General features: G+C 38.7%; 17 protein-coding genes, 1 tRNA gene and 1 pseudogene. 6 read left to right on the forward strand and 13 right to left on the reverse strand.

What is annotated here, in order from left to right; genetic code table 11:
- Positions 1 to 2: 2 nt before the first annotated feature.
- From IPM47_10405 to IPM47_10420, 4 genes and pseudogenes are all read right to left on the reverse strand, one after another.
- Positions 3 to 629: pseudogene (locus IPM47_10405) on the reverse strand (IS1634 family transposase).
- Positions 630 to 735: 106 nt separating this feature from the next.
- Positions 736 to 1,212, reverse strand: a complete 477-nt coding sequence (locus IPM47_10410; protein ID QQS31296.1) for a hypothetical protein — start codon at positions 1,210 to 1,212, stop codon at positions 736 to 738.
- Positions 1,213 to 1,267: 55 nt separating this feature from the next.
- Positions 1,268 to 1,942, reverse strand: a complete 675-nt coding sequence (locus IPM47_10415; GenBank protein QQS31440.1) for a succinate dehydrogenase cytochrome b subunit — start codon at positions 1,940 to 1,942, stop codon at positions 1,268 to 1,270.
- A gap of 317 nt (positions 1,943 to 2,259) precedes the next feature.
- Positions 2,260 to 5,199, reverse strand: coding sequence for a TonB-dependent receptor (locus IPM47_10420; protein QQS31297.1), 2,940 nt, complete (start codon positions 5,197 to 5,199; stop codon positions 2,260 to 2,262).
- 285 nt (positions 5,200 to 5,484) lie between these two features.
- Between IPM47_10420 and IPM47_10425 the strand changes: the two genes are divergently transcribed.
- Positions 5,485 to 6,669 (forward strand): hypothetical protein, encoded by a 1,185-nt coding sequence (locus IPM47_10425; GenBank protein QQS31298.1) that lies wholly within the window; start codon positions 5,485 to 5,487, stop codon positions 6,667 to 6,669.
- A gap of 89 nt (positions 6,670 to 6,758) precedes the next feature.
- On the opposite strand, the gene IPM47_10430 is transcribed toward IPM47_10425, so the two are convergent.
- The 7 genes from IPM47_10430 to IPM47_10460 form a co-directional block, all read right to left on the reverse strand.
- Positions 6,759 to 9,323: a choice-of-anchor L domain-containing protein gene (locus IPM47_10430; protein ID QQS31299.1), complete on the reverse strand. Its 2,565-nt coding sequence runs from the start codon at positions 9,321 to 9,323 to the stop codon at positions 6,759 to 6,761.
- A 193-nt stretch (positions 9,324 to 9,516) separates the two neighbouring features.
- Positions 9,517 to 12,255: a T9SS type A sorting domain-containing protein gene (locus tag IPM47_10435; GenBank protein QQS31300.1), complete on the reverse strand. Its 2,739-nt coding sequence runs from the start codon at positions 12,253 to 12,255 to the stop codon at positions 9,517 to 9,519.
- 89 nt (positions 12,256 to 12,344) lie between these two features.
- Positions 12,345 to 12,776: an ester cyclase gene (locus IPM47_10440; protein QQS31301.1), complete on the reverse strand. Its 432-nt coding sequence runs from the start codon at positions 12,774 to 12,776 to the stop codon at positions 12,345 to 12,347.
- Positions 12,777 to 12,838: 62 nt separating this feature from the next.
- A complete protein-coding gene (locus IPM47_10445) occupies positions 12,839 to 13,627 on the reverse strand; it encodes a 2-oxo acid dehydrogenase subunit E2 (protein ID QQS31302.1) in 789 nt (262 codons plus the stop codon).
- Positions 13,628 to 13,692: 65 nt separating this feature from the next.
- Positions 13,693 to 14,448 (reverse strand): CPBP family intramembrane metalloprotease, encoded by a 756-nt coding sequence (locus tag IPM47_10450; protein QQS31303.1) that lies wholly within the window; start codon positions 14,446 to 14,448, stop codon positions 13,693 to 13,695.
- A gap of 56 nt (positions 14,449 to 14,504) precedes the next feature.
- Complete coding sequence (locus tag IPM47_10455) at positions 14,505 to 15,008, reverse strand: hypothetical protein (GenBank protein QQS31304.1); 504 nt, start codon at positions 15,006 to 15,008, stop codon at positions 14,505 to 14,507.
- 231 nt (positions 15,009 to 15,239) lie between these two features.
- A complete protein-coding gene (locus IPM47_10460; GenBank protein ID QQS31305.1) occupies positions 15,240 to 15,767 on the reverse strand; it encodes a TlpA family protein disulfide reductase in 528 nt (175 codons plus the stop codon).
- A 213-nt stretch (positions 15,768 to 15,980) separates the two neighbouring features.
- Between IPM47_10460 and IPM47_10465 the strand changes: the two genes are divergently transcribed.
- The 5 genes from IPM47_10465 (at position 15,981) to rfaE2 (ending at position 20,944) form a co-directional block, all read left to right on the forward strand.
- On the forward strand, positions 15,981 to 17,654 hold the full coding sequence (locus IPM47_10465) for a hypothetical protein (GenBank protein QQS31306.1): 1,674 nt from the start codon (positions 15,981 to 15,983) through the stop codon (positions 17,652 to 17,654).
- Between the two features lie 136 nt (positions 17,655 to 17,790).
- A tRNA-Met gene (locus IPM47_10470) sits at positions 17,791 to 17,862 on the forward strand.
- Between the two features lie 116 nt (positions 17,863 to 17,978).
- Complete coding sequence (era, locus tag IPM47_10475) at positions 17,979 to 18,866, forward strand: GTPase Era (GenBank protein ID QQS31441.1); 888 nt, start codon at positions 17,979 to 17,981, stop codon at positions 18,864 to 18,866.
- Positions 18,867 to 19,037: 171 nt separating this feature from the next.
- Positions 19,038 to 20,345 (forward strand): ribosome biogenesis GTPase Der, encoded by a 1,308-nt coding sequence (der, locus tag IPM47_10480; GenBank protein QQS31307.1) that lies wholly within the window; start codon positions 19,038 to 19,040, stop codon positions 20,343 to 20,345.
- A gap of 119 nt (positions 20,346 to 20,464) precedes the next feature.
- Positions 20,465 to 20,944, forward strand: a complete 480-nt coding sequence (gene rfaE2 / locus IPM47_10485; GenBank protein QQS31308.1) for a D-glycero-beta-D-manno-heptose 1-phosphate adenylyltransferase — start codon at positions 20,465 to 20,467, stop codon at positions 20,942 to 20,944.
- A gap of 667 nt (positions 20,945 to 21,611) precedes the next feature.
- On the opposite strand, the gene IPM47_10490 is transcribed toward rfaE2, so the two are convergent.
- Together IPM47_10490 and IPM47_10495 are read right to left on the reverse strand one after the other, a co-directional pair.
- A complete protein-coding gene (locus tag IPM47_10490) occupies positions 21,612 to 21,782 on the reverse strand; it encodes a hypothetical protein (protein QQS31309.1) in 171 nt (56 codons plus the stop codon).
- Between the two features lie 158 nt (positions 21,783 to 21,940).
- Complete coding sequence (locus IPM47_10495; protein QQS31310.1) at positions 21,941 to 23,431, reverse strand: hypothetical protein; 1,491 nt, start codon at positions 23,429 to 23,431, stop codon at positions 21,941 to 21,943.
- Between the last annotated feature and the right edge of the window lie 214 nt (positions 23,432 to 23,645).

The following is a 23,645-nucleotide window of genomic DNA, read 5'->3' on the forward strand; positions in this document are numbered from 1 at the left end:
TTTCAGGAATCGGTTAGCCCCCTTTTGTTTTGCAAGTCCGCTCCGTTGTCTAATTTGACTTTTGCTTTTTGTATTTGTCTTTCCCTGTCTCTTGCGTCTTTGGCTGCCCTTTTGGCACTCCAAGTAATTAGGAGTTTATCTTGCAATTTTTGTTTCTTTTTATTGGCATCGCTGTAGGTTGTTTCGTAATCCAACACTTTCCAGCTAAATGTTACTTCACCCGTATCCTCGCACACAGTCTTTGTCTCCATATCATTAGTTGCCAAAATCTTTTGTACCAACTTTTGGGGCATCGATTTTAAGCGGGCACTAACAATGTAGTCATAGCCCGCTTGACGTATTAAATTAAAATTTTCTTTCGAGTTGAGACCTTTGTCGGCTACTACAATGACTTTTCTTATATTAAACTGCTTTTCTAACATTTTCAGCGCATCTACCATCGTCTGACCATCAAAAGTATTACCCGGAAAAAGATCGTAGCCTATCGGTCTGCCTGTGCTATCTATAAATAAGCCCATCACCACTTGTACTTCATTAAACTTTCCAGCTTTGCTAAACCCAAATTCGCGTAAAGCATCTGCTCTGTTTGTCTCAAAGTGATAATTCGTTACATCATAAAAAGCAACTTGATGGGCTTAGCATAAACGCCTTTTTTATGGTAAAACAGTTGTGTCTCAATTGCCTGCTTTTTATCACACAAAAAATCTAAACTTCGGTAAATTTCTTGCAACCCAATTATGTTTCCAGCCCATAAAACAATTTCTGATCTTTAAATGCTTGATGTTTTGATTTGCTTTTCAACAGACGATGAATCACACAATAGAAAATCACCTCTTCTATATCGAACTTTATCCTTGTTCCCTTAGCACATTTTTTGATAATTTCTCCGATGCCAAGTTGCTCCCATACTTTTTTATAGACCAAATGACCATAACAGAAGCGTGCAGTTTCCTGCAAATTCTCTGCCCCAATGCAAGGCGTGTTATTCAATGACAGCAATTTCTGCCCAACTGATAGTAGGAATCCTGAATCACGCAACTGGTCAAGGCGACCAAAGTTGGCAATTACCTTGTGCTTGGTAGTCTTTCCTTCACGAAAAGATTCCACTAACTGAATATACGTATGGTTTTTAGATTTAGTGGCTTTTACAAACATACCGCAAATGTAAGCATATTGTCTTAAAAACAATAGCCTAAGAAAAAAAGTTGCCACTACAATTGCGGTTTCTTATTTCTTATTATCATTGATTATTAACGGGTTATCTCATTTAACTGTCAAAGTCAGGATAAAGGTAAACCGGTTGAACTGCAAAACCTAAAGTTACACCGATGGAAAAAATCCAACCTAATGCCTTGATGATTGGGGTATATTTTTTATGGTTGATTCCAAGTGTTTGAAATGCACTCTGAAAACCGTGAATCAGGTGATAGCTCAAAGCAAGCAGCGAGACTAAGTAAAGCAAAACATACCACCACTGTGAAAATGCTGCTACCACTATGGCATACAAATTCTTATATTCCACACCATCATAGGTTACCATAGGGGTAGAAGTTCCAAATTTGAATTCAAACCAAAAGCTTTTGAGATGAATCACCAGAAATACCAAAATTACGGTGCCTAAAACCGCCATATTGCGGCTTGCCCAGGAACTGCCTTTAGGAGTGGCGGCGTATTTTACGGGCCTTGACTGCCTGTTTTTAAAAGCAAGCACCAAACCGTCAACGGCATGAAGAAGGATAAAGAAATAAGTGATGTATGAGACGATTTTTATCGGGCCAAAATGAGTCATGAAATAAGCATACTTGTTGAAGGCTTCCCCTCCATCTGATTTTAACAACTGCAAATTGCCGGTCATGTGTACTGCCAAAAAAAGACATAGAAACAAACCGGTAAGACTCATGACCAATTTGCGACCAAATGATGAACTGAAAAAGTGCCCCATCCACTTTAATGAGTTTGGGTTAGCAGCGATAGGATTCGACATATTTCAATAAATTTTTGTGCCTGTAAAATTAGGGCATATCCGTTTAGGTTGTACGTTTAGTTGTTTTTTTTATACCTATTTATATCGCGTCTAAACAAATTTGCCTTTGTAATTATTTGATAGTTGATAAGTTACTTATTTTGATTAACAAGCCTGGAAATAAAAAGTTGGTCATTCAAATAGGATTGTTCAAATTCATCATAAATTAAACAAGACATAAAAAAAGCCCCTTTCGCAATATACGAAAGAGGCTTGAACTTTAGAAATAAGCAATATTAATTTTTACTTCGGAAAGTGTGTGCAATTTGGAAAAGGGTAAACCTTCCAATTTGCGGAGCACCTACTACTGAGCGGTATTTTGTGCCTAAAACATTTTGAACGCTCAATGAAATCTGCGTATCTTTTGAGAACGGCAAAGCATAGCCTAAAGCGAGGTCAACAATATTGGCCGCATCTACATCTCCGACATAAACACCTGTGTTGACAGGGAAAGCTTGTAACCAACGATATTTAAGACCAATATCGAGTCCAATTTTGGTCAAACTATAGTCAATAGCTGTTTGTATTTTGTTGCGGGGTGCATTTAAAGCTAAAGTATAGGTTTCTTCTCCTACCTCATACTCAAATTCATCATCGCTAACAAAAGCATAGTTTAGCCCAATACGGAAGTTGTCATTTACAAAATAAGTACCGCCAAGTTCGGCTCCCCATACTTTTACATTTCCAACGTTGGCATAGGTAAGCAACATTGCAGGGTCATTCCATGAAGTTGGGTTAATAGTTCCGTAAGGAGCAATGGCACCGGCTGTAGTGATAAGGGTAATCAACTCATCTGTTCCTGTTCCGTTTGAGTTTCCGTTAACGGTAATTCCATTAACAACCTGTGCGGTGTCCAAGGCAAGACTGACTACTGCTGCATATGCAACGTTTGCAGGGTTAGCCATATTTTCAGTAATCAATGGTGCTATATATTGATTTAAGGATACGGGATCTAAAAATACATTTGGAGTACGAAGTACTAAGGGAGAAACAAAATCTTTGATTTTTGTATAATAAGCATCAGCAGTAATGAGCAGTTTGTTTTTGATGATGCCTTTATAACCTAATTCATAAGTTTCGGTGGTTGAATTTTTAACCGATCCAAAATCAGCAATTGTTGAAGGGTCCACCTCGTCAAACTCTCGTGTGGCAAGATTTAACATTCTTACTTTACTTCCAACACCGGTAAGAGAGGCAGGGAGAATTTTAGCCACAATTGAGTCAACCACCCAAGGGGCTATGGGCAATCCTCTGTCTTCGATGATTTGTTTCAGACCATTACTCAACCCTGTAACGATTAACTGATAGCCTGCTGTGGCACCGTTATCCGAACCTAAGTTGTAATAGGTACTTGTGGGTAATCCGAACAATGCGGAAGCAGGGGTTCGATATTGAGGTAACCCTCCATCATCGCGGCTATAGAAGAAACCATCGCGGTTGCCGGTTCCACGAACCTGAATTCCTGTTGGAAGGGCTCCGCTCAAAATGTCTAAAGAAGTATTCAAAGCAGAGGGCGAACCGAAGGCACGGTTATAGGTTGCTCTCAACGTAGTGTTGTAATTAGGTTTGAAAACTACAGCAGCTCTTGGAGATACAAATACATCTTCGACAAAAGTATGTTTGTCAACACGACCACCTAACAACAGGTTGAGTTTGTCAATTACTTTGAAGTCTGCCTGCAAATAACCACCAATTTCGTTGATATTGTCATCGTCTTCGTTTCTACCGTTGATGGTGCTTTCAGTATCCGGGCGGGTAAGCAAAGCATCTACCCCATAAATTAGCTTTAAGCGGTCTTGAACTAAAGTGCTGCTATGTTGAATTTGGCCGGAAATAAACTTTGATTTATCAATAATTAAGTTGCCGGAGCGATACAAATAAGTTTCACCGGCATTGCTGGTGTTGATATATGCCTGAGCAAACAGATTTTTCCAGATAAAACGGGCTTGTCCAAAAGTATATCTCCAGTTTTTACCTTGTCCGGCACCCAAACCGGTCATTTCGATACCTGTAAAACTGTTTTGCCCGCCGGTAAAAATGAGTTCCATGTTTTTCTTAAATCTGAAATCAACTCTACCTTCAAAATTGTAATTGATGATTTCATTATCGCGAAGGTTAGGAACAGTATCGTTGGTATAAATGGTTCCTTCGGCCGTTTGGCGGTTTAGGACGATAACTTTGCCATAGTTTGGATCGTTGATATCTGTAATAGTTCCTATTTCGTTGGGGTCGTCATATTGCCAATCAAATCCGGTAAAATACTTGCCTGATATTTTGTAACCGATTTTTACTCCGTCTTTTTTATTCATGGCTTTTCCGGCATGTCTGAGTGTTCCGGTAATTGCATGACGGCTGCCATCGTCATAAAGTGGAGGTTTTGCATCGTCAACGTTGTCATCTAAAATGCCGTCCACTTTTGACCTTAAACCAACACCTGCTGCTAAAGTAGTTCTGAAACTTTCTTTCATGTCAAGCGGAGATTCGGTAATGATATGAACAACTCCGTTGGCACTGTTAGGGCCATACATAGCTGCAGCCGGACCTTTCAGGACTTCGATACGCTGAATGTCAAAGGGGGAGGTCGGAATCATTTGTTGGGCATTTACCCTTAAAGACGGAACTGCTGCAATGCGATAATCCACCAAAGTTAGCAGCGAGCCGCCAAAAACATTGTTAAAACCTCTTACCACCACCGCATTTCCGGTCAATCCCGTTTTCATAACATCCACTCCCGAAGCAGTCGTGAGATAATCACTTGGACTGGCTGTAACTACATTCTTGAGTTGTTTGGCTTCAATTACAGAAATAGAAGCCGGAGCATCTAACGCACGTTCTTTGCGTCTGCCTGAGGTAATGGTTGTGGCATTTAACTCAAAAGAAGTGGGTTTAAGTGCTATATCAAATTTGCCGCCATTGCCAATTTCCTGTTCAATCAGGTCATATCCCACAAAAGAAAAAACAAGAGATGTACTGCCGCGTGGCACTTTCATTTCGTAGTTGCCGTCAAAATCGGAAATTGTTCCGATAGTCGTGCCTTTTACTACAATATTTACACCATAAAGCGCTTCACCGGTATCTCCATCGGTTACTTTTCCACTCACCTGTATGTCTTGTGCTTTTATGGACTGGAACGCCACAAAGCAGATGAGCAATAATGTTGTAAACAAATACCTCATAATTAAGCTGATTTGGTTTGTTATAAAAATTAAATGTTTGCTAAAAGAAATTGGGGTTTGCTACAAAAGTAATGGAATTTAATAACCCATGTACAAACTCTGCAAAAATCGGTAAAAAGATATGAATAAATCAAGTTCAACCGTATTCTTTTTGCAGGAATATCCTTAATCAATGTTATTCTCACATTTTTTTAAGTCAATTTGCCAGCTATCTTTCCAATGTTGTACTTTTGCTTTGCTTTTTGATAGGTAATCTGAATTTCTCAGTTTCTAATTTTTAAAACTATGTCAAAAAAAATTGCCGGCATCATATTTTCATTCTTGTTCATTTTGATCTGTTGCTTTGGTTGCAACAGTTCTTCAAATTCTTCTGATGGTGAAAATAATGCTCAACGCCTTCCGAGTAAAGCCGATTTTTTACAAAAAAAATTACCTCAGCTACATCAAACTTTGGAAAAGAAATCAGCCTTAAAACAGTTGGTTAATGATTATGCCTATACGGTATTGAATGCAAATCATCTTGTAACTTCCGAACAAATATTAAAGGATATCTTTGTCCAACGGGAAGAAGAATTGATGCCCGAATTGCATGAGTTTTTTCAAAACCTGAGTGGACAAAATCCGGACTTGTTTAATAGTCAGGAGGGGGAAAAACTGTTGAACGAACTTAAATCCATTGGAATGTCCGGTATTTTTGCCGAAGGCATGTATGTGTTTCTCGGAACTGCCCCTGTTTTAGAACCTCAGTTAAAAAGTCTTGCTTCAGAGCCTTTCCGTTTATACATTGAATTTAACAATGCTGAAACAGAAGCATGGCAAGGCGAATACCCGTATCTGGACTTAACCGGAGAGAAAAAGATGGTGTATATCGGCGAACAACTTCTGTTTAATCATCAGGAAACGGAATATGCACCAAAAATCAGAGAGTATTTTTATATAGCCTTGACTGTATTGACGGATATCAGAGCTTTGACCGGTCAAACTGAAAACACGTTTCTCACCGGTGGGGGGTTGTCAACTGATTTTTACCCTTTTGCCACTGATTTGGAACAAATAAAAAGCTATGCTACTGAGTATCCTAATTCAAGATATACAAAAATCATCCAAAATATTACCAGGAATTTTTCAGATATCTTAGCCAACGGTGAAATACCTCAACCTGTTTATATGGTATGGGTTCAGGATGTAAAGGTTGATAAAAATAACGCTCAAAACAACGAGACATTAGGTTGCAGAACAACAGCCGAACAAATTAAAAATGTGTTTTTAAACAAAGGATTAGATATCCCCCACGTAGTCAATGTTTATCAGAACAACGAAGAAGTCTGCGGTATCGTTTACCGTTTTCATGCCGACAAGTCTAAAGCTGAACAAGCTCTTAAAACCCTGCAAAACATCGCCCCTGACATAAAACCATCTCTTAAAAAAGCGGTCATTAACGTACAGGAAAATCGCTGGGATTTAGAGTAATCTTACTATCCCTAAAAAAAAATCCCCCGTACCATATTCTGGTCGGGGGATTTTTTTATAAAACTTGTTCCAAAACCCGTATTTACAGTTTATTGTTTTACAACTTTAACGGAATAAATCTCATTTTCAGAATGGTAGCGCAACAGATACAGTCCTGCGGGGTAATCTCTGAGTTCAAAGGAAATGGATTGTGTGCCCGGTTGTACAGACTTAAAGGCCAGCAATCTTCCAGCAGTGTCGTAGAGTTGTAGTTTTGCACTTGACTCATTATGGTTGTTGACCAATACAGTAATCTCGTTTTTGGTAACAGTTGGCAACACGATAATTGGCGTAGTGGTATTAATTCCTTTTCTGTTTAAAAGAACAGTACCTACTATTTGAGTTTGTCCGTCAAAATCCGTTTGGTGGAGGCGGTAATAATTGGCTCCTTTCAATGGGTTTTTATCGGTAAACTCATAAGATCGGGCTGTAGAACTGTTTCCTGCACCTGCAATAGTGGTTATGGGACTAAAGTTAAGTCCGTCATCAGATCGTTCCAAAGTAAAGAATGCGTTATTAACCTCAGAGGAAGTATTCCACCACAATAAATTGGAAGTTTCCAGAGTACGGCCATCAAATTCTGTCAAAGTGATTGGAAGGGTAGAACAAACAGGTTTTCCAAGAATGCTTCGAACACAACCGTTTGCATCAGTAATATCTATGAGATAGAAGGTGTTGAATGGAAGTGGTCCGAACAAAAATACCAGGTTATCTTCATCCATAACCCCATTGTAATCACCGGTTATGGTATATGGAGGAGTCCCTCCGGCAACACTGGCATAAACCTGATAGGTTTCGGGAAGTGTGGTAGTACAATCAACAATTTGTGTAATAAACATATTATCACAAGCAGAATCACAACTTTCGAGTATAATACAAACTTCATCAGTACCCACACCACATTCACCGGTTACTGTTACAGAATAAACTCCGGTTTCGGTAATGGTCAGTGTGGGTTCTGTACTTCCGTCAGACCACAAATAGCTGGTTGCATCTTCGTTAAATGCGTTCAAAACAGTGAGGTCTTCAATACAAAGATTTTGATTGCCACCCAGATTAACAGAGATGCCTCCACCAATGGTAATGGTTATTAAGTCAATGGCTTCGCTGCAATTATTACTAACCGTTACCGAATAGTTACCGCCTGTGCTTGCAGTAATCATAGGTGTTGTTGCTCCTGTACTCCATTCATAAGCTAAAGCTCCGGGAGTTGTTGCATCTAAAACAACGGGGGAACAAGTAGTAATATCATCGCCCAATGAAACGGTTAACTCAGGCTCTGTGGTAAAAGTAATCTCATCGGTTGCTTCACCACATTCAGATGTTACGGTAACCGAATAAGTTCCCGGAGCACTTACTATATATGTAGAACCCGTACTTCCATCCTGCCATAAATAAGCGGTGGCAGAAGGATAAGCTGCATTTAACTGAATTACATCGCCTGCACAGAATAAACCATCAGGACCTAAGTTTACCTCCGGCAAATCGGGCTCTAAAATAGTAACAGTAGTAGAAGCACCGGTTTCTGTTAAAGTAATAATAATGGTTTCAAAAGGATCGGGAAATCCGTCAGCCAAAGTTTCAACGGTAAAACTTGCTGAAGTTTCGCCTGCAGGAATTACTACAACACTTGGCAAAGGAAGATAATCAACCCCAAAAGTTGCAGTGCCTCCATAAGTCAGAGGAACACCTGTATCGGATGCCTGTGCTTCATTAATAAACACAGTTACTGTGGCATCAACACATCCTTCTACGGCAGTTGTCGGATCTGAAATAGAGAGATCGGGCAAAGAAACAAAACTACCGGCTTCGAGAAATACTCCGGAATCCCAACCGCCGTCACCGGCATCAGCTATAGCTAAAATAAAGTGATAAGTTTCGAAAGGCACGACTTCTACAGTGGCTGAAAGAACAACAGTAAAACCGTCATATTGAACTGAAATTCCGCCTGCATTGTCCACATAAAACTCAGCATAGTCCAAACTGATACAACCACCGGCTGTTCCTGAGGTACCGACCGTACCGTTATTGACCGAGTTTATAGCTACCGGAATATTTGTACCGGGAATAATGGCAACATTGGTATTGCTGTAATCGGGGCCGGCAGGATTTAAGCCTGTAACAAAAAATGCGAAAACATCATTGTAATTTGAACAAACGAATTCGTTATACTCCTCTGAACCAAAAACATAATTAAAAGACAGAATGTCGCCTTCAGGTATTATATCAAACTCTAAAATACAGGCATTAAATGTAGGAAAACCAGCAATATCGGTCAGCATATCATAACCCGCTCCAAAATTATCCTGACCGGAGCTGCCGCTTGTATTTGGACCTACAGCAATTGACAAAGGTCCGGTAGCCAGCATGATTCCTGTTTCAATACCTATATTAGAAGCCAAACCATTGAAAGTGCCATAAGCACCATCGGGGCAATTGAGCGTAATATTACTAACTGATACGCCGCCGCCAGTCAGCATGTTTACCATATCTTCCGGAGGAGTGCCGGGAGTAACGATTAACTGAGCCTGTACTGAAGTATAGGACATCATGAAAAAGAATATGGCCAGCAGCCATATTTGAGCAAAATGCTGACGCGTAAAACTTGTTTTCATAGTCTGCAAAATTTTGTGATTAAGTTTTCTTTTACAATTTTAAGACAATTTACCACAAAATTGATTGCACCCTATATTTAGGCACCTACTTTCTTACATTTTATTTTACCTCATGTAATTTATCGGACAAAAAGCCCGAAATTTTCATTCTAATAATGAAGCTTTTGATATAATAAAATTTCTTGTATTACTGTTAGAAAATTTTGACCATTTTTTGCTGCAAAATTCCGAGAGAGGTCTCAACTGTTAAAAGGTAAATAGAGGCAGGTAGTTGGTTTATACTAATTTCCAGAAAGTTATTCCCCGTAGTATAATTAAACTGACTATACCATACAACCCGGCCATTGAAATCATATATTTTAACCGGCGTTGTACCGGATTCTTTTGCCTGAAAAACAACTTGTATTTTTTCTTTAGCAGGGTTTGGATAGATGTTTAAAGTGTTGACTGCTTCAGAAAAAATTGGATTTTCGATATTGACAGAATAGGATATTCCTGTTTCTGCCATTGCCAGATTACTCCAACGGTTATCAGTATAATTTGTGAGTGACAAAATTCTGCATTCATGTGCTGTTGGATTTACCATATATAAGTTCCCATTGCCCATCGTGATTTCAGTTTCATTGCCCCTTTTCCGATACACCCTGACAAAGTCAAAATAAGTTTGGCTGTTACCGGTTCTTAAGGAAACATACTGACCGGATGTATAAGGAGTTGGATCTGTCCAAGTTGCAGCTTCCTGATTGTTTACATAAAATGAAATTTGTCCTGTAACTGGACTGTAACTCACTTTGTAATCATACCATTCGTCAGGGTTAAAATTAAAATCTGCGTTGACTTTCAATTCAAAAACATCATCAGTTACTTTGTAAATTTGTGCTTTGTTGTCATCCATTCTTGCAAATACAAAATAGGAGTTTCCTCTGTTTTCACCCATTCCTTCAGTTGCAAAAAAATGCAAACCCGATCTTCGGCTAAAACCATCAGAACCGCTTGTTTTTGCACGCCAATGATACAACCATGTTTCTGTGCTTGCCTGAATTACTTCACTATACAAATTGGTATTATTTATTGATTGATTACTTTGATACAAGCTACCGGAACTGATTTGCCAGTTTCCGGAAACTGAGGTCCATTCGGGATGAACAGATGTTGTATTGAAATCATCGTTGAAGAACCCAAGATGTTGGTTGCTTCTCCATTCGCCTCCCCATGATTGTTGTACCTGATAGAAAGCATCCTTCACCTCAGCCAGACAATTGTCTGTATCTAAATAAGACACTATGAAATTATCGGAATATTGAGGGGTAAGTGGTTGGATTTTAGTTTGGTGAAAACAGCCATAAAACCATTCCAACTGAAACCCCGGCCGGATTGTAGCACCATCAGAAGTAAACCGGATGGTCAAAGCGTTTCCTGATGAGCTGAAAGTTCCCGGATTATCTGAACCGGTAAAACTGCCCAACAAAGGGCTGCTAATATCAGGCCCATCGTAAATGTGAATGTAGTCAAAATTTGCTTCAATATCAAAAGAATTGAACTGAATTGAAACCGGTTCATCCGGATAGGGGGATGCTAAGGTAAAAACGCTGTTTTCGTTATTCCTGTAATTGCCAAGAGGACCTCCCGAGTCATAAAAAATACCACTGCTATTAGTGCTGCAATCTGTAAATTTTTCTTGCAGCAAATCCCATAATTCATCATATCCATTGTCGTACCCTAAAGCCCAGATTCCTATACCGCCCATTTGTTTGTTGAGGATCATATCATAACGGTAGGCGAGACTTTCCTCATCTTCGAACCAACATTGACGGGTTTGTCCTCCTGAAGTATATATAAAGTATGGGGAAAAACTGTGTTGGTCCCATAGACGGGTATATGTTCCGAAAAAGTTGTTTTTCAAATAGTTGTAAAGCCGGGCAACACCCGTTTCGACAGTAGAGGAGGGAACAGCGGTCGAATTTGTTTTCCAGTCATAACCATAGTATGGAACACCCATGAGTAATTTAAAAGCAGAAGCCCCCTGATTGAGATAATAATCAGCGGTTCTGCTGAGGGTGTAAGTTCCCCATTGTGTTCCATGATACAGAGGGGAAACCGGTCCTGCCTGAACATCGGCAGAATAATGATAATCATAGCCCATCACAATAAAAGCATCAACCAAAGGATTAAGCGCAGCAATGTCAAACACATTTGTCCAATCAACAGCATATAATGCCATAGTAATTGATGTGCCGGGGCGATCTTCAGAAAAACGGGTATTCAAATAAGTTATAAAAGCAGTAAAATTGTTGCGCTGACTTCCGGGGATCCCTTCAAAATCAATATTTACTCCATCTGCATTGCGATAGTTGAGTAAAACGATCAAACTATCAGCTAATCTAACCCAGGCGGTTTGGTTTGTCAGAAAAGTTATGTTATTGGTAGTGCCAAAATTGGTTACACATAACTCAACTTTGCTGCCTGCTGCTTTTGCCAAATTGATAGAATTTGTAGTTTTCCACGAATGAATGTTGTTGTAGCTTCCTGTAGAAGGATTTAACTCATAAGAGAAATAGCTAAAGGTAGAAATCAATGAATAATTGTAGTTATTGAACACAGAAGAGCCATGCCAATAAGGATGCCAACCGTATATCTGCCGGTTTAGTGTACAAGTTTCTTCCATTTTTTCAGATTCTGAAACTTTATTATCTGTGTCTTCCATAGTCTTCATTCCTAACCCTTCATTCATTGCGATATAAAAACTATCGTATTGCTCTTCTGTTTGAAAATTTAATTTTTGGTAAAACTCAAGTTGCTTTTGTCTGAAAGAGCTAAATGATTCCTGCGCCTGTGCCGGTAATTTTTCAGGAAAATTAGAGTCTTGAGCTAATATTGGATAAGTTGAAAACAAAAGGCACAGTAATCCGGGAAGTAGAGTTAAAAATTTCATGATGCCAACTTTTTGTATAAGTTAGGATACATACAAACAGATTTAGTTTAAACTTGCTAACTGAATCTCTTAGATTTTGCGTAGTTGGGTTATTTGGCCTCCAACTTAGGGTATTCTCCTAATTGCTCAAACAGGGAATTCCAGTCCACAAACGGATAGACTTCGTCCAACTTACCGTCTTTCATCGTGTACCAAACAGCTTCCCGAAACAGAACCTGCTTGTTAGTTGGCTGAATACCAAACAACTCGCCGGTATGAGTTCCGCTAATCTCTACCCACATGGAAATTTTGTTGCCATCCACCATGATGTCTTTAATCTCGAAATGGAAAGGGTCGAATGAACTAAGAAAATAAGCAACTTGCGATTTCATAGCCTCTGGTCCATGCTCAAATTGCGGAGCAAATACATTTCTAAAATCAGCACCCCAATATTTATCAGCCTTGGAAAATTCGCGATTGTTCCAAATTTCCTTAATGTAATCTTTGATAAATTGTTTAACTCTGTCTGCAAGTTGTTCCATAGTATTAGTTTGTTTGGTTTTTCAATATTTATCAATGCGTACCATTCAAATTGTGTACTTTTCTAAAACAATCCCTCCCCATTTTCTATGTTTTCTGTTAACTTGCTTATGAAACGTGCCATTTGAGCCCCGTCAACTACGTCATGATCAAGTAAAACAGTCATGTTCAGCACTTCCCTGATGACAATTGAATCTTCGATAACAATTGGCTTTTTTGTTATTCTTCCAATCCCGAAACAAATCGGATGAACAGAAATCGGAATAAACCAACCATTTACATGTCCAATCATCCCTACAGAAGTTATCCCAACATTGCCCATATTGTTAAAAGCAAGTTGAGGATGATGAAGCAAATATCGCCAGAAAAAACGTCTGATAAATCCCGGCATCCGGAAATAGAGTTGTTGCAACCTGTTTGATTTTTTTTCAAGAACCAGATCATTTTTGGTGAGCGGTTGTTTTCGCGCTTCATTTATTTGATTTGCAATGGATTCGATACTTCGTTCGTTTGCCTTATTGATGATCAACGGTATTGGTACTGAATGTCCTTTAATTTCTTTTTCAACTAAAATGGAAACATTGATATCGTTAAACACAATTAGATTTCTTTTCCCTTTCAGATAAGCCGCTACATTTTCGTATTCTTTAACAGTTATACTTATTGTTTTTACCAGCCATGCGGTAAAGGATATATTTCTGTTTTCCAGTTGATCGGACTTTATTTTTTCTCTGCTTTTTGTTACATCAATTTCAATCATAGCAGCGATATGATGTTTATTAAGCCCAACTGCACATACATCATTGGTTGCGATCCTAGAATCGGGGAATTGTATGGTTTTAGAGTCTGACATTTACATTCGGCTTTAAAGTTAGAATTCAACTCCAGACCTGAGAACTGAGGCTTTTATCCGGTTATTTACATTGGGAACAAATACTCTCCAAACATCATCACTACATGAGCGAAACCATGAGCTATAAATGCGGATTCGAGTCCTTTTTTCCAATACAACCAACCAAAAACTAATCCGGCAATAGAGTTTCCTATCAATATATAGATTAAAAGCAAAAGAGAAGGATTTCCGACTTCACTGAAGGCTACTGGGAAATGCCCGACTGCAAATAACAAACTTGATAAAATGATACCAATCCAATAGGTAGCATTGATCAGGTTGTTAGTTATTTTGAAAACCAGCCAAACTACTAACGTCATAAAACCAAAACGCATCAATATCTCTTCGGTTAATCCACCATATAAGAAACGGGCAAGCGGGGTGATTTCAATTTTTTTCCCCAACTCAATAAACTCCAGTGGTATAGAAGGACGGAAAACTAACCCGACAAGCACAATTAAAACACCGGCAATCAACCCAAAGAAAACGCCTGATTTTACCTGATCGGCAAATGTTATGCTCGGTGGTTCTGATTTTAAAAAAGATGAAATTGCCGGAACTGTCAACCCGACTTTTTCAAAAAGTAATACTCCCACAACGACAGCAACAAACAGTAAAACCGTTGGATTTATCAGGACTAAAAATTTTAAAGTTAACGGTGAGAACTTTTCAATAAGTTCAGGTGGAAGGCTGTCTATTGGGATTTTTACCGTTAAAAGGGTTAATACCCCAAGAAATCCTAAAATAAATAGAATCAATCCTAATTTGAACTTGTTGCTCATAGATTCATCATTTTGGGTATTAAAAGTTGATGATTAGAGTTGTTTGTGAACAAGATTTATAAAAGGTGCCGTACCATTTTTCGAATTGATGCGCCAATTCCGGAGGTGAGTGAATCTAAATACTGAGGTCCGAGAATAGCCACAAGTTCAGGTGTTAAATCAGGGTGCCGGCTTGCGGTTTTATACATCTGTTTAAAAGCATAATACCGGATTGCCGGGGGCTTTTTAGGGTTTTGCCAAAACTCAATACACAGGTCAAACAACCGGCCCTCAAATTCTTCGTCAATGTCAATCGTTAATAGTATTTTCAATAATTCTCTTTGTTGGCTTTCATTTCTTTTCGGCAAAATTTCGAGTATGGTTTCAACATGTTGAATGATTTCAGGGTCGTTTTTTTTTATTAAATAACCAAGATACCAGGCAGCTTTCCAGGCATAGGGCTGTTTGTTTGAAATGGTTAATGAGATTAGCTCTTCCTTACTTTCAGGATGGTCTTCGATATAAGACAATGTAGCAGATTTCATGGATGTTGTTAAAACAGATTCCAATTTTGTTTCCATAATTTGGATTGTCTTGAATTTAAGCTGACTATTTCCTGAATACCAGTTTTTTAAGACCTGAAAGCATGTTTTGCCTGCAATATAAAAGTAAAAAATTACTCAGGATTAATTCTTTGGCTTAATTCCTTTAAAATATAGTAGGGTTAAAAAAAAAGAGCGCAGTGAGAAGTTGACCTTCTTACTGTGCTCTTTCAAAGAAATTGAAAAGCAAACTTTTTGAGATTGATTTAGTTAGTCATGCACAGGGATCGGGGGATTAGCAGCTAATTTTTTAACCACTTCTTCCAGTTCATATTCATCCCCTTCAACATAGCCTGAATGTTCAAAAACAACGTTTCCTTTTTGGTCCACTACCAAAGTATATGGAACAGTTTGAAAATTGAGTGCTCTTTTTAGGTCTTCGTTGACATCGAGCAACACGTCAAATTCCCAAGCCTGACCATCCACATAAGGTTTTACTTTTGCTGCGGTTCTTTGGTCATCTGTACTCACAGCGATGATTTCTAAATTGTATTTTTCTTTCCAATCGTCATATAATTCAGCTAAATTGGTCAATTCTTTTTTACAAGGTGCACACCAGGTTGCCCAAAAACTGAAAATTGAAATTTTGCCATTTTCGCCGTAACTCTGAACATCTAATTTCTGCCCGAGAATATTGTAAAGTACAACACTCGGAAGTTGCCTGTTCTGAGCTTTGGAAACCCAAAAGCTACATGTGATTAAAAACAGGATAATAAAAAACCGGGTCGCAAACCTCATGATGATACTGTTTATTTTGTGATCAATATTTTGTCAGGATTAAAAAACACACAAAGATACAATCAATAAAATGCAATTACCGGAATCGCATTTTAGGGCTAAGTATTTTGTCTATATTTGCCCAAATTAGCAAACTGATATAACGCTATCAATATTAAAAAAGTACATTTACGACTTAAATTAAATTGAATAGTTTAAATTCATCATAATAAAATGACAACATTTTACCAAACAGGCCGGATTTTTTGGGCAATTATTTTTGGGTTTATCTTCCTGACAACTACACAGGCTCAAAACGAACAAGCACCGGAAAAGGATAGAGGTCAGTTTTCGGGAGATTTTCAAACCAATGTGAGGTTTTATCAGCGAGATAGTCTAAGAGGGGCTGCCGGCATTCCCTTTTACGATTATTTGTTGTATGGAGTGGATTCCTGGCTGACGCTGAATTACCGGATTTATGGATTTGAATTAGGAATGCGTTTTGATGTGTTTCACAATTCCAATTTGTTTAACCCGACCCGGGAGGCTTCAAAACAAGGAATTGGCAGATGGTATATCGCTAAAAGTATCGGAAAATTAGACATAACTGCCGGTTATATATACGATCAGTTTGGTTCAGGAACAACTTTCAGAGCTTATGAAGCCAGATTGTTAGGGGTTGACCAATCTGTGTTAGGAATCAGATTAGCTTATCAACTAACACCAAACCTGCAAATCAGAGGGTTTACCGGAAAACTGAAAAATCAATTTAATTTGGATGATATTGAACTTTACAAACCCATCCTGAGAGGAGTATGTATCGAAGGCAGTAAAAAAATCAGCAACAGGGTTCAACTCCAACCCGGTATTTCAGCCGTCAGCCGTACCCTTGACACTAAAACTATGGAAGGTGTGGCACAGGAAATTAACAGTTATCAACTGGAAGATCGTTTTGTGCCCAAATATAGTACTTATTTAGGTTCTGTTTACAATACCTTATCGGTCAATAATTTTAGCTGGTATTTGGAAGGCTCGTTTAAAAGTGAGGATGTGGTGCGTGATTTGACCGGCAAGTTGTTTAATCCGAAACACGGATATGTGGCATATACCACTTTATCGTATTCACAAAAGGGGTTTGGAGTTGTGTTGCAGGGAAAATATACCAACAATTTTGATTTCAGAATTGCACCCAGCGAAATTGTCAATGCAGGATTGGTTCATTTTTTACCTTCTTTAACCCGCATCAACACCTATCGTTTGACTTCACGCTATAATGCCGCAACTCAGTTGTTGAATGAAGTGGCTATTCAGGCAGATTTTACTTATACCCCCAAACGGGGACTGACTTTTGCGCTTAACCTGTCAGACATTTTAGATCCCGAAACAGGAGATCAACTGTTCCGGGAAGTTAACGCGGATGTCAACTTTAAACCAAAAGATAAAAAATGGAAACTCAATGCCGGATTGCAAATGGTGGACTATAATCAGGCGCGGTTTGAACAAAAAGGCGATTTTGTCAATACGATCACCCCGTTTGCTGAGTGGGTCTTTAAATTCGACAAGAAAAAGTCGCTCAAAGCCGAACTCTCTTACCTGCTAACCAAACGAAACTACCGCCTGTTTGGACAGGAAGATCCGCATCCGGACAAACTACAGGATCTCGGAGATTTCGCATGGATATTGTTGGAATTTAATATAGCCCCTCATTGGTCTTTTTCGGTATCTGACATGTATAACACGGATAACGACATTCACTATCCTTCGCTCGGCGCATTTTTTACTCAAAAAGTAACCCGTTTCGGGTTTATTTATGCCAAACAACCTGCAGGTATAGTTTGTACAGGCGGAGTTTGCCGGTTTGAACCTGCATTCAGTGGATTTAGATTGGATGTCTCAACCAATTTTTAAAATCCGGTAGTTTCTTTTTTTAAATTTTTCCATCACCTTTTTCAGAGTTTAGAGAAAGTAAGGATTGGATGTTTAAAAATAATTTGCAGAATTATTTTTTATTACGGCAAATTGATTTACCTTTGCCGTCCAATATCGCGGGATGGAGCAGTGGTAGCTCGTCGGGCTCATAACCCGAAGGTCGTAGGTTCGAGTCCTGCTCCCGCAACTCAAAAAAAGCCGGTTTCGATGACCGGCTTTTTTATTGTATGCTTAAATCCGGCAAGTTCAACGTTTTTTTCGTTTAACTTTGCTGTATCGTATTTATCAGTACCTTGGTTTTTAATGGAAGAGCAACATAAGGCGGGATTTGTCAACATATTAGGGAAACCCAATGTCGGGAAATCTACCCTGATGAATGCATTAGTTGGCGAAAGAATTGCGATTATCACTTCGAAAGCTCAGACTACCCGGCATCGCCTCCTTGGTATTGTCAATGAAGAGCATTACCAAATTGTATATTCAGATACACCCGGAATCATTGATCCCAGCTATAAAATGCAAGAGGCAATGATGCGATTTGTCAAAACCTCGCTCTATGATGCCGATGTTATTTTGTTTTTAGTAGATGTAAAACAGGGTTTTGAAGAGGTTAAAGATGCAGTGAAACTACTGAAACAATCGGAAGCCCCCGTTATTTTATTGCTGAACAAAATTGATACCATTGACGAAGAAGACATTCGCAGGTTGCTGACCTATTGGGAAGAGCATGTACCTGCCTGCACCAGATATTTGCCAATTTCAGCACTGTCTCAGTATAATCTCGATGTACTGAAAGATATCATCGTTTCGCTGCTTCCTGTTTCACCGCCTTATTATGATAAAGATGAACTGACTGACCGGCCTGAACGCTTTTTTGTTGCTGAAATCATCCGCGAAAAAATACTGCTTACCTATAAAGATGAGGTGCCTTATTCTGTTGAAGTTTCGGTAGAAGAATTTAAAGAAAAACCCGACATCACTTATATAAGGGCGGATATAATTACGAACCGGGCTTCGCAAAAACCTATTTTGATTGGCAAAGACGGTAAGAAATTAAAAAATGTAGGCAGTAAAGCCAGAGTTGACATCGAAACTTTTTTGGCCAAAAAAGTCTATCTGGAGTTGTTTGTCAAAGTAAAAGAAAACTGGAGGGATGATGAAAAGTTTTTAAAGAACCGGGGGTATGAGTAAGTTGAATATTGGAATTTCCGAACACTCACAATCTGATTTTACAGGAATTTTGTATAAGAATTCAAGCATCAAACAAAATAAATTACCGGACACGATTTCACCTTTACAGGTTAATTGAGGAGCAATCAAGCAATCTTAACACCATCGAAGTTTAAATTTATACTAAATAATATGAGTTTCACAGTTGCCATAGTAGGCAGACCAAATGTAGGAAAATCAACGTTGTTCAATCGTTTAGTAGGAAAACGGGAAGCTATCGTGGACAATTACAGCGGAGTTACCCGCGATAGAAAATACGGCGAGAGTTATTGGAATGGTAAAACGTTTAACGTTGTAGATACCGGCGGATTTGTTCCAAATTCAGACGATTTGTTTGAACGTGCTATCGAAGAACAAGTGAAAATAGCCATTGAAATGGCATCTATCATTGTGTTTTTAGTGGATGTTACTACCGGAATTACCGACCTTGACGACGAAATGGCGAGGCTTCTCCGCCGCTCGGACAAAAAAGTTTTGTTAGCCGTAAACAAAGTAGATGATGCAAACCGAATGTCTGATGTGGCTGAATTTTACAGTCTTGGTTTCGACGAATTATTCCCCATTGCTTCTATAAGTGGAAGCGGAACGGGAGAATTGTTAGATGCCATTGCAGAATATATTAAAGAACCCGAACCGCAACCTGAGATACAGCATATTCCCCGTTTCGCTATTATCGGTCAACCAAACGTGGGTAAATCATCATTGGTCAATGCCTTGGTAGGAGAACAACGTCATATTGTTACACCAATTGCAGGAACAACCCGCGATTCGATTGATACACATTACAATATGTTTCAAAAGGAATTTATCCTCATAGATACTGCCGGAATCCGTAAAAAGGCGAAAGTTCATGAAAACCTCGAATTTTATTCAGTCATGAGGGCAATCAATGCTTTAGACAATGCCGATGTTTGTCTATTGGTTATTGATGCTCAAATTGGTATTGAAATGCAGGACATCAATATCTTTAGACTTGCCGAAAGAAAAAAGAAAGGAATCTTAATTTTGGTCAATAAATGGGATGCTGTTGAAAAAGATACACATACCACTAAAACTTATATAGAAGCATTTAAACAAAGAATTGCTCCTTTTAGCGATGTTCCCATCATTTTTATTTCTGCAACCGAAAAATTGAGGATATTTAAAGCGATGGAAGAAGCCTTAGAAGTTTACAAAAGAAGACAAACCCGAATTCCAACCCACAAACTCAACGAGTTTTTGGAAGAAATTACTACACAAAATCCCCCGCCTTCTGAAAAAGGCAGGTTTATCAAAATCAAGTATGTTACGCAATTGCCTTTGGCTTACCCGGCTTTTGCTTTTTTCTGTAATCATCCGAGATATATCAAGGAATCGTACCGAAACTATGTTGAAAACCAAATGCGGAAACGATTTGACTTTTCAGGTGTCCCGCTGACCATATTTTTCCGTCAAAAATAGAGATTTGAGGTTCTAAGCAATTTAACTTGTAAACAAACTTTTTCGTTTAAATATAAGCGAGCGACCTATTCATTTTACCCAAAAAAACAGACATTTTGTTTGATTTTAAACCATAAGACATGACAAAATTAGAGCAAATAGAAAGTAAGATTCTAACGCTTAGTCAATTGCAGTTCAAGTTGAATATATGGCGATTTAAAGAACAAAAGATAGTCTTTACCAACGGCTGTTTCGACCTGTTGCATTTAGGACATTTTTATACACTTACTCAGGCTGCCGGACATGGTCATGTTTTGATAGTCGGGCTGAATTCAGATGATTCTGTCAAACGGTTAAAAGGGGAACAAAGACCTGTACAATCTCAGCAAACAAGGGCATTGCTGCTTGCATCTCTTTCTTATATTACGGCAGTTGTAATTTTTGAGGAAGACACCCCTTTTCAACTAATTTCTGAAATAATGCCGGATGTTTTGGTAAAAGGCGGAGATTATTCCAAAGAACAAATTGTTGGGCATGATCTTGTTACCCAAAATGGGGGAGAAGTAGTCATTGTACCTTATTTAAAAGGGTATTCTACCACCCAAATTCTTGGCTTATAGCATCTTGCTGTCTCATTTTTTAAAGCAGAGGCACTGTCCTGAAATTTAATTGTTAAGTCCCATATTCCGGCAACCTAAATTCGTTATCCTCCACCAAAAACGAACTTTTGTGCTCTTTTTTAGGGGTAAAAAGTCTAAATTTTAGAACAAATTCTTGTTTCAAAAACAAATAAAATTGACATTTTTTCGAAAATTGAAACTGGAATTGAATCAATTCTTGTTTCAAAAATGAAAAGATTGTCAATTTTAAAAAGTAAAATGACAATTTTAAAGCGTAAAAAGTCAATCGAAAAGAATAAAATTACAATAGAAAAGGCAAAAATTACTTTTTAATCCTTTTAAATCTCAAATTTTAATAAGGGAATTGACTTTTTTGAAGTAAAAGAAACAAGAAACGGTTCATTTCTTATTTCATTTTTGTTTTTAATTATCATTTTTTCAGGGTTAACACGACTTTGTTTGATAAAAAAAACTCATTTTGTTGTTAACAATGGAGATGATTTACAGAAAAACAAGAATTTGATTTCCCACCAATGGTTTCCTGTTAGATGGTTTTTCAGCGATAGTTTGCAAATAGGATATTAGCGTTGAAAAACGTCTTATTTTCTGGTTCAAACTGATTGCAGGCGAATTATCTTTGCTTTTTTAATCTTTATTGTATTGTTATTTATTGCTTTAATCTTGGGTCTAAAGCATCTGTCAATCCTTCGCCGATAAGGTTAAAAATAGTAACTGTGATAAAGATGGCAGTACCCGGAAAAATAGCCAGCCACCAGGCGGGGAAATGAGTTCTTGCCAGATTTAACAAAGAACCCCAGGTAACTTCTTCAGCAGCCACGCCAATTCCTAAAAACGACAGAAAGGCTTCGGTTTGTTGTTAAGGGACGACTATTTAGTGAAGCGGTATAAATTTTTCATTTTACCCATCCGCGAGTCCTCCAAAGGTTGTAATCATGACCGATTCCCCGAAGAACGACCCTAAAAATCCCCAATTTGTCAAATCCCGGTTATTCGTTTACAAGTTGCCAATAACCAGTCTTTATCGGCAAAGTTGTATTGGGTTTCTATTTCGTTATATAGTTCAATTCCCAAACCGGTTAATTTTTCCGAAGTTTGCCGGCCACTATGAAACATGGCAATTTTTAAAAGTTTGTTGCAAAATGTCGTAAAAACAAGCTGAACATTCTTTGTGCCGGATGTAATCCGCTTCTCTTTTTCTAACTGATACAACCGCGTTTCGACCGTTTTGAGTTTAGAAAGCAATAGGTCGCTTTTAACGGGCAGCATTCCGAAATAGGATTTTATCAACAGGCGGGTTACTTGCAGATAGTCCAAATTGTCTTTTCTTTCTACCTGCTCCAAAAATTCGGTAGCCTTTTCAAAATCTCCTGCGTAAAAGGCAATCTGCCCATTGCAATATGCCGGCAGTTCTTTGTGCGAGGCGGGTAAACAATGCCCGTATTGCAGGATAAATTCGGAGGCTTCCCGAAACAGCCCGAGGCGGCATTTTATGGTAACGATGTTTTTAAAATCTGCCGGTACGATACGCCCTCCTTCTTCGGGAAGCAATCTATGGGCAAATCTAAATTCGTAAAAAAAGTCGGTATCGGCTAAAAAGCCTGTATTCCCCCGTTTAAATTCACCGATACAGTAATTGCAGGCCAATTTGCATACGGGAATTAAATCGGCTCTTGCGGCAATTTGAACGTATTCATTCAGCCAGTCTTTCACTCGGGCCAAATGCTCGTGGGTATTTTGTTTCAAAAACAGGTTAGCCAAATGGTAATATATTTTTACGATAGGTTCCGACAAACAATCTACGGCTTCGGTCATATACAGCAGGTTTTGCAATTTAAAACCGGTTTTCTCGTGTTCGTCTGCCGGTAAAGGATAGACAATATCCTGACCGCTCAACAAAACGACCAGCCACTGCAACTGCGTGGCGAGGTAGAAAACGTCCAATTTCCGGGCGATTTTAAAGCGGAGTTCATTGGCTTCCGGATAACGGTTGTCTGAAGCAAGATGATGATTATAGTAATCCAAATGCAGCATATAATCTTCTTCATAATAATTAAACGAACCGCTTACCTGCTTTTTTTGGTATTCGGAATTCCATACCTTCCATTGTTCTTCATAAATTTTGTTTTGCTTGCGCCGTCCAAGTTCGGCAAGTTTAGCGCGGGTGAGGGCTGCTTTGTCTTCCAGCAAAGTGCTGTGAGCCAAAAACTGAAGCAGCAGGCGGTATAATTCCGATTTGCATTTGCGGACAAAAGACTCTGCTTTGGATACCTCCTTTTCGGGAAACAAGATGGCGGCTAAGGCATCATTGCCGGGTTCGTTTTTTGGGGGCGTATTAATTAGAACCGTCAACAATTTTTCGGGCATTTCCACATTTGCAGAATGAAAAAACGGCGAGTGAAGGTATTGGGTAAATCGTTTCCGTTCCGTAGTGTCGAGGGTTTGCAGCAGTGAATATAACTTGCTCATTCGAAATAATTAAACGTTACAAAATAAACGTTGCAGATACCTAAACCTATATATCGAAAGTTGGTTAAAAGTTACCGACACCTAAACCGGAATAACGAAAACAGGTGTCGGTAACGGAAAACGTAAAGTAACGTAAAAGTAATAAGTAAAAGTTACCGACACCTAAACTTTTATTTCATGAGCCGTCTATACGTTACCGACACCTAAACTAAAA

The sequence above is a fragment of the Sphingobacteriales bacterium genome, assembly GCA_016700115.1.
In the GTDB taxonomy this organism is placed as follows: domain Bacteria; phylum Bacteroidota; class Bacteroidia; order Chitinophagales; family UBA2359; genus UBA2359.

What these genes read in the sequence shown, in the direction of transcription:
- IPM47_10420 (QQS31297.1), bottom strand. Translation starts at nt 5,199, where the DNA reads ATGAGGTATTTGTTTACAACATTATTGCTCATCTGCTTTGTGGCGTTC.
- rfaE2 (QQS31308.1), top strand. Translation starts at nt 20,465, where the DNA reads ATGACAAAATTAGAGCAAATAGAAAGTAAGATTCTAACGCTTAGTCAA.
- IPM47_10495 (QQS31310.1), bottom strand. Translation starts at nt 23,431, where the DNA reads ATGAGCAAGTTATATTCACTGCTGCAAACCCTCGACACTACGGAACGG.
- IPM47_10415 (QQS31440.1), bottom strand. Translation starts at nt 1,942, where the DNA reads ATGGGGCACTTTTTCAGTTCATCATTTGGTCGCAAATTGGTCATGAGT.
- IPM47_10460 (QQS31305.1), bottom strand. Translation starts at nt 15,767, where the DNA reads ATGAGGTTTGCGACCCGGTTTTTTATTATCCTGTTTTTAATCACATGT.
- IPM47_10445 (QQS31302.1), bottom strand. Translation starts at nt 13,627, where the DNA reads ATGTCAGACTCTAAAACCATACAATTCCCCGATTCTAGGATCGCAACC.
- era (QQS31441.1), top strand. Translation starts at nt 17,979, where the DNA reads ATGGAAGAGCAACATAAGGCGGGATTTGTCAACATATTAGGGAAACCC.
- IPM47_10450 (QQS31303.1), bottom strand. Translation starts at nt 14,448, where the DNA reads ATGAGCAACAAGTTCAAATTAGGATTGATTCTATTTATTTTAGGATTT.
- der (QQS31307.1), top strand. Translation starts at nt 19,038, where the DNA reads ATGAGTTTCACAGTTGCCATAGTAGGCAGACCAAATGTAGGAAAATCA.
- IPM47_10430 (QQS31299.1), bottom strand. Translation starts at nt 9,323, where the DNA reads ATGAAAACAAGTTTTACGCGTCAGCATTTTGCTCAAATATGGCTGCTG.
- IPM47_10465 (QQS31306.1), top strand. Translation starts at nt 15,981, where the DNA reads ATGACAACATTTTACCAAACAGGCCGGATTTTTTGGGCAATTATTTTT.
- IPM47_10435 (QQS31300.1), bottom strand. Translation starts at nt 12,255, where the DNA reads ATGAAATTTTTAACTCTACTTCCCGGATTACTGTGCCTTTTGTTTTCA.
- IPM47_10440 (QQS31301.1), bottom strand. Translation starts at nt 12,776, where the DNA reads ATGGAACAACTTGCAGACAGAGTTAAACAATTTATCAAAGATTACATT.
- IPM47_10455 (QQS31304.1), bottom strand. Translation starts at nt 15,008, where the DNA reads ATGGAAACAAAATTGGAATCTGTTTTAACAACATCCATGAAATCTGCT.
- IPM47_10425 (QQS31298.1), top strand. Translation starts at nt 5,485, where the DNA reads ATGTCAAAAAAAATTGCCGGCATCATATTTTCATTCTTGTTCATTTTG.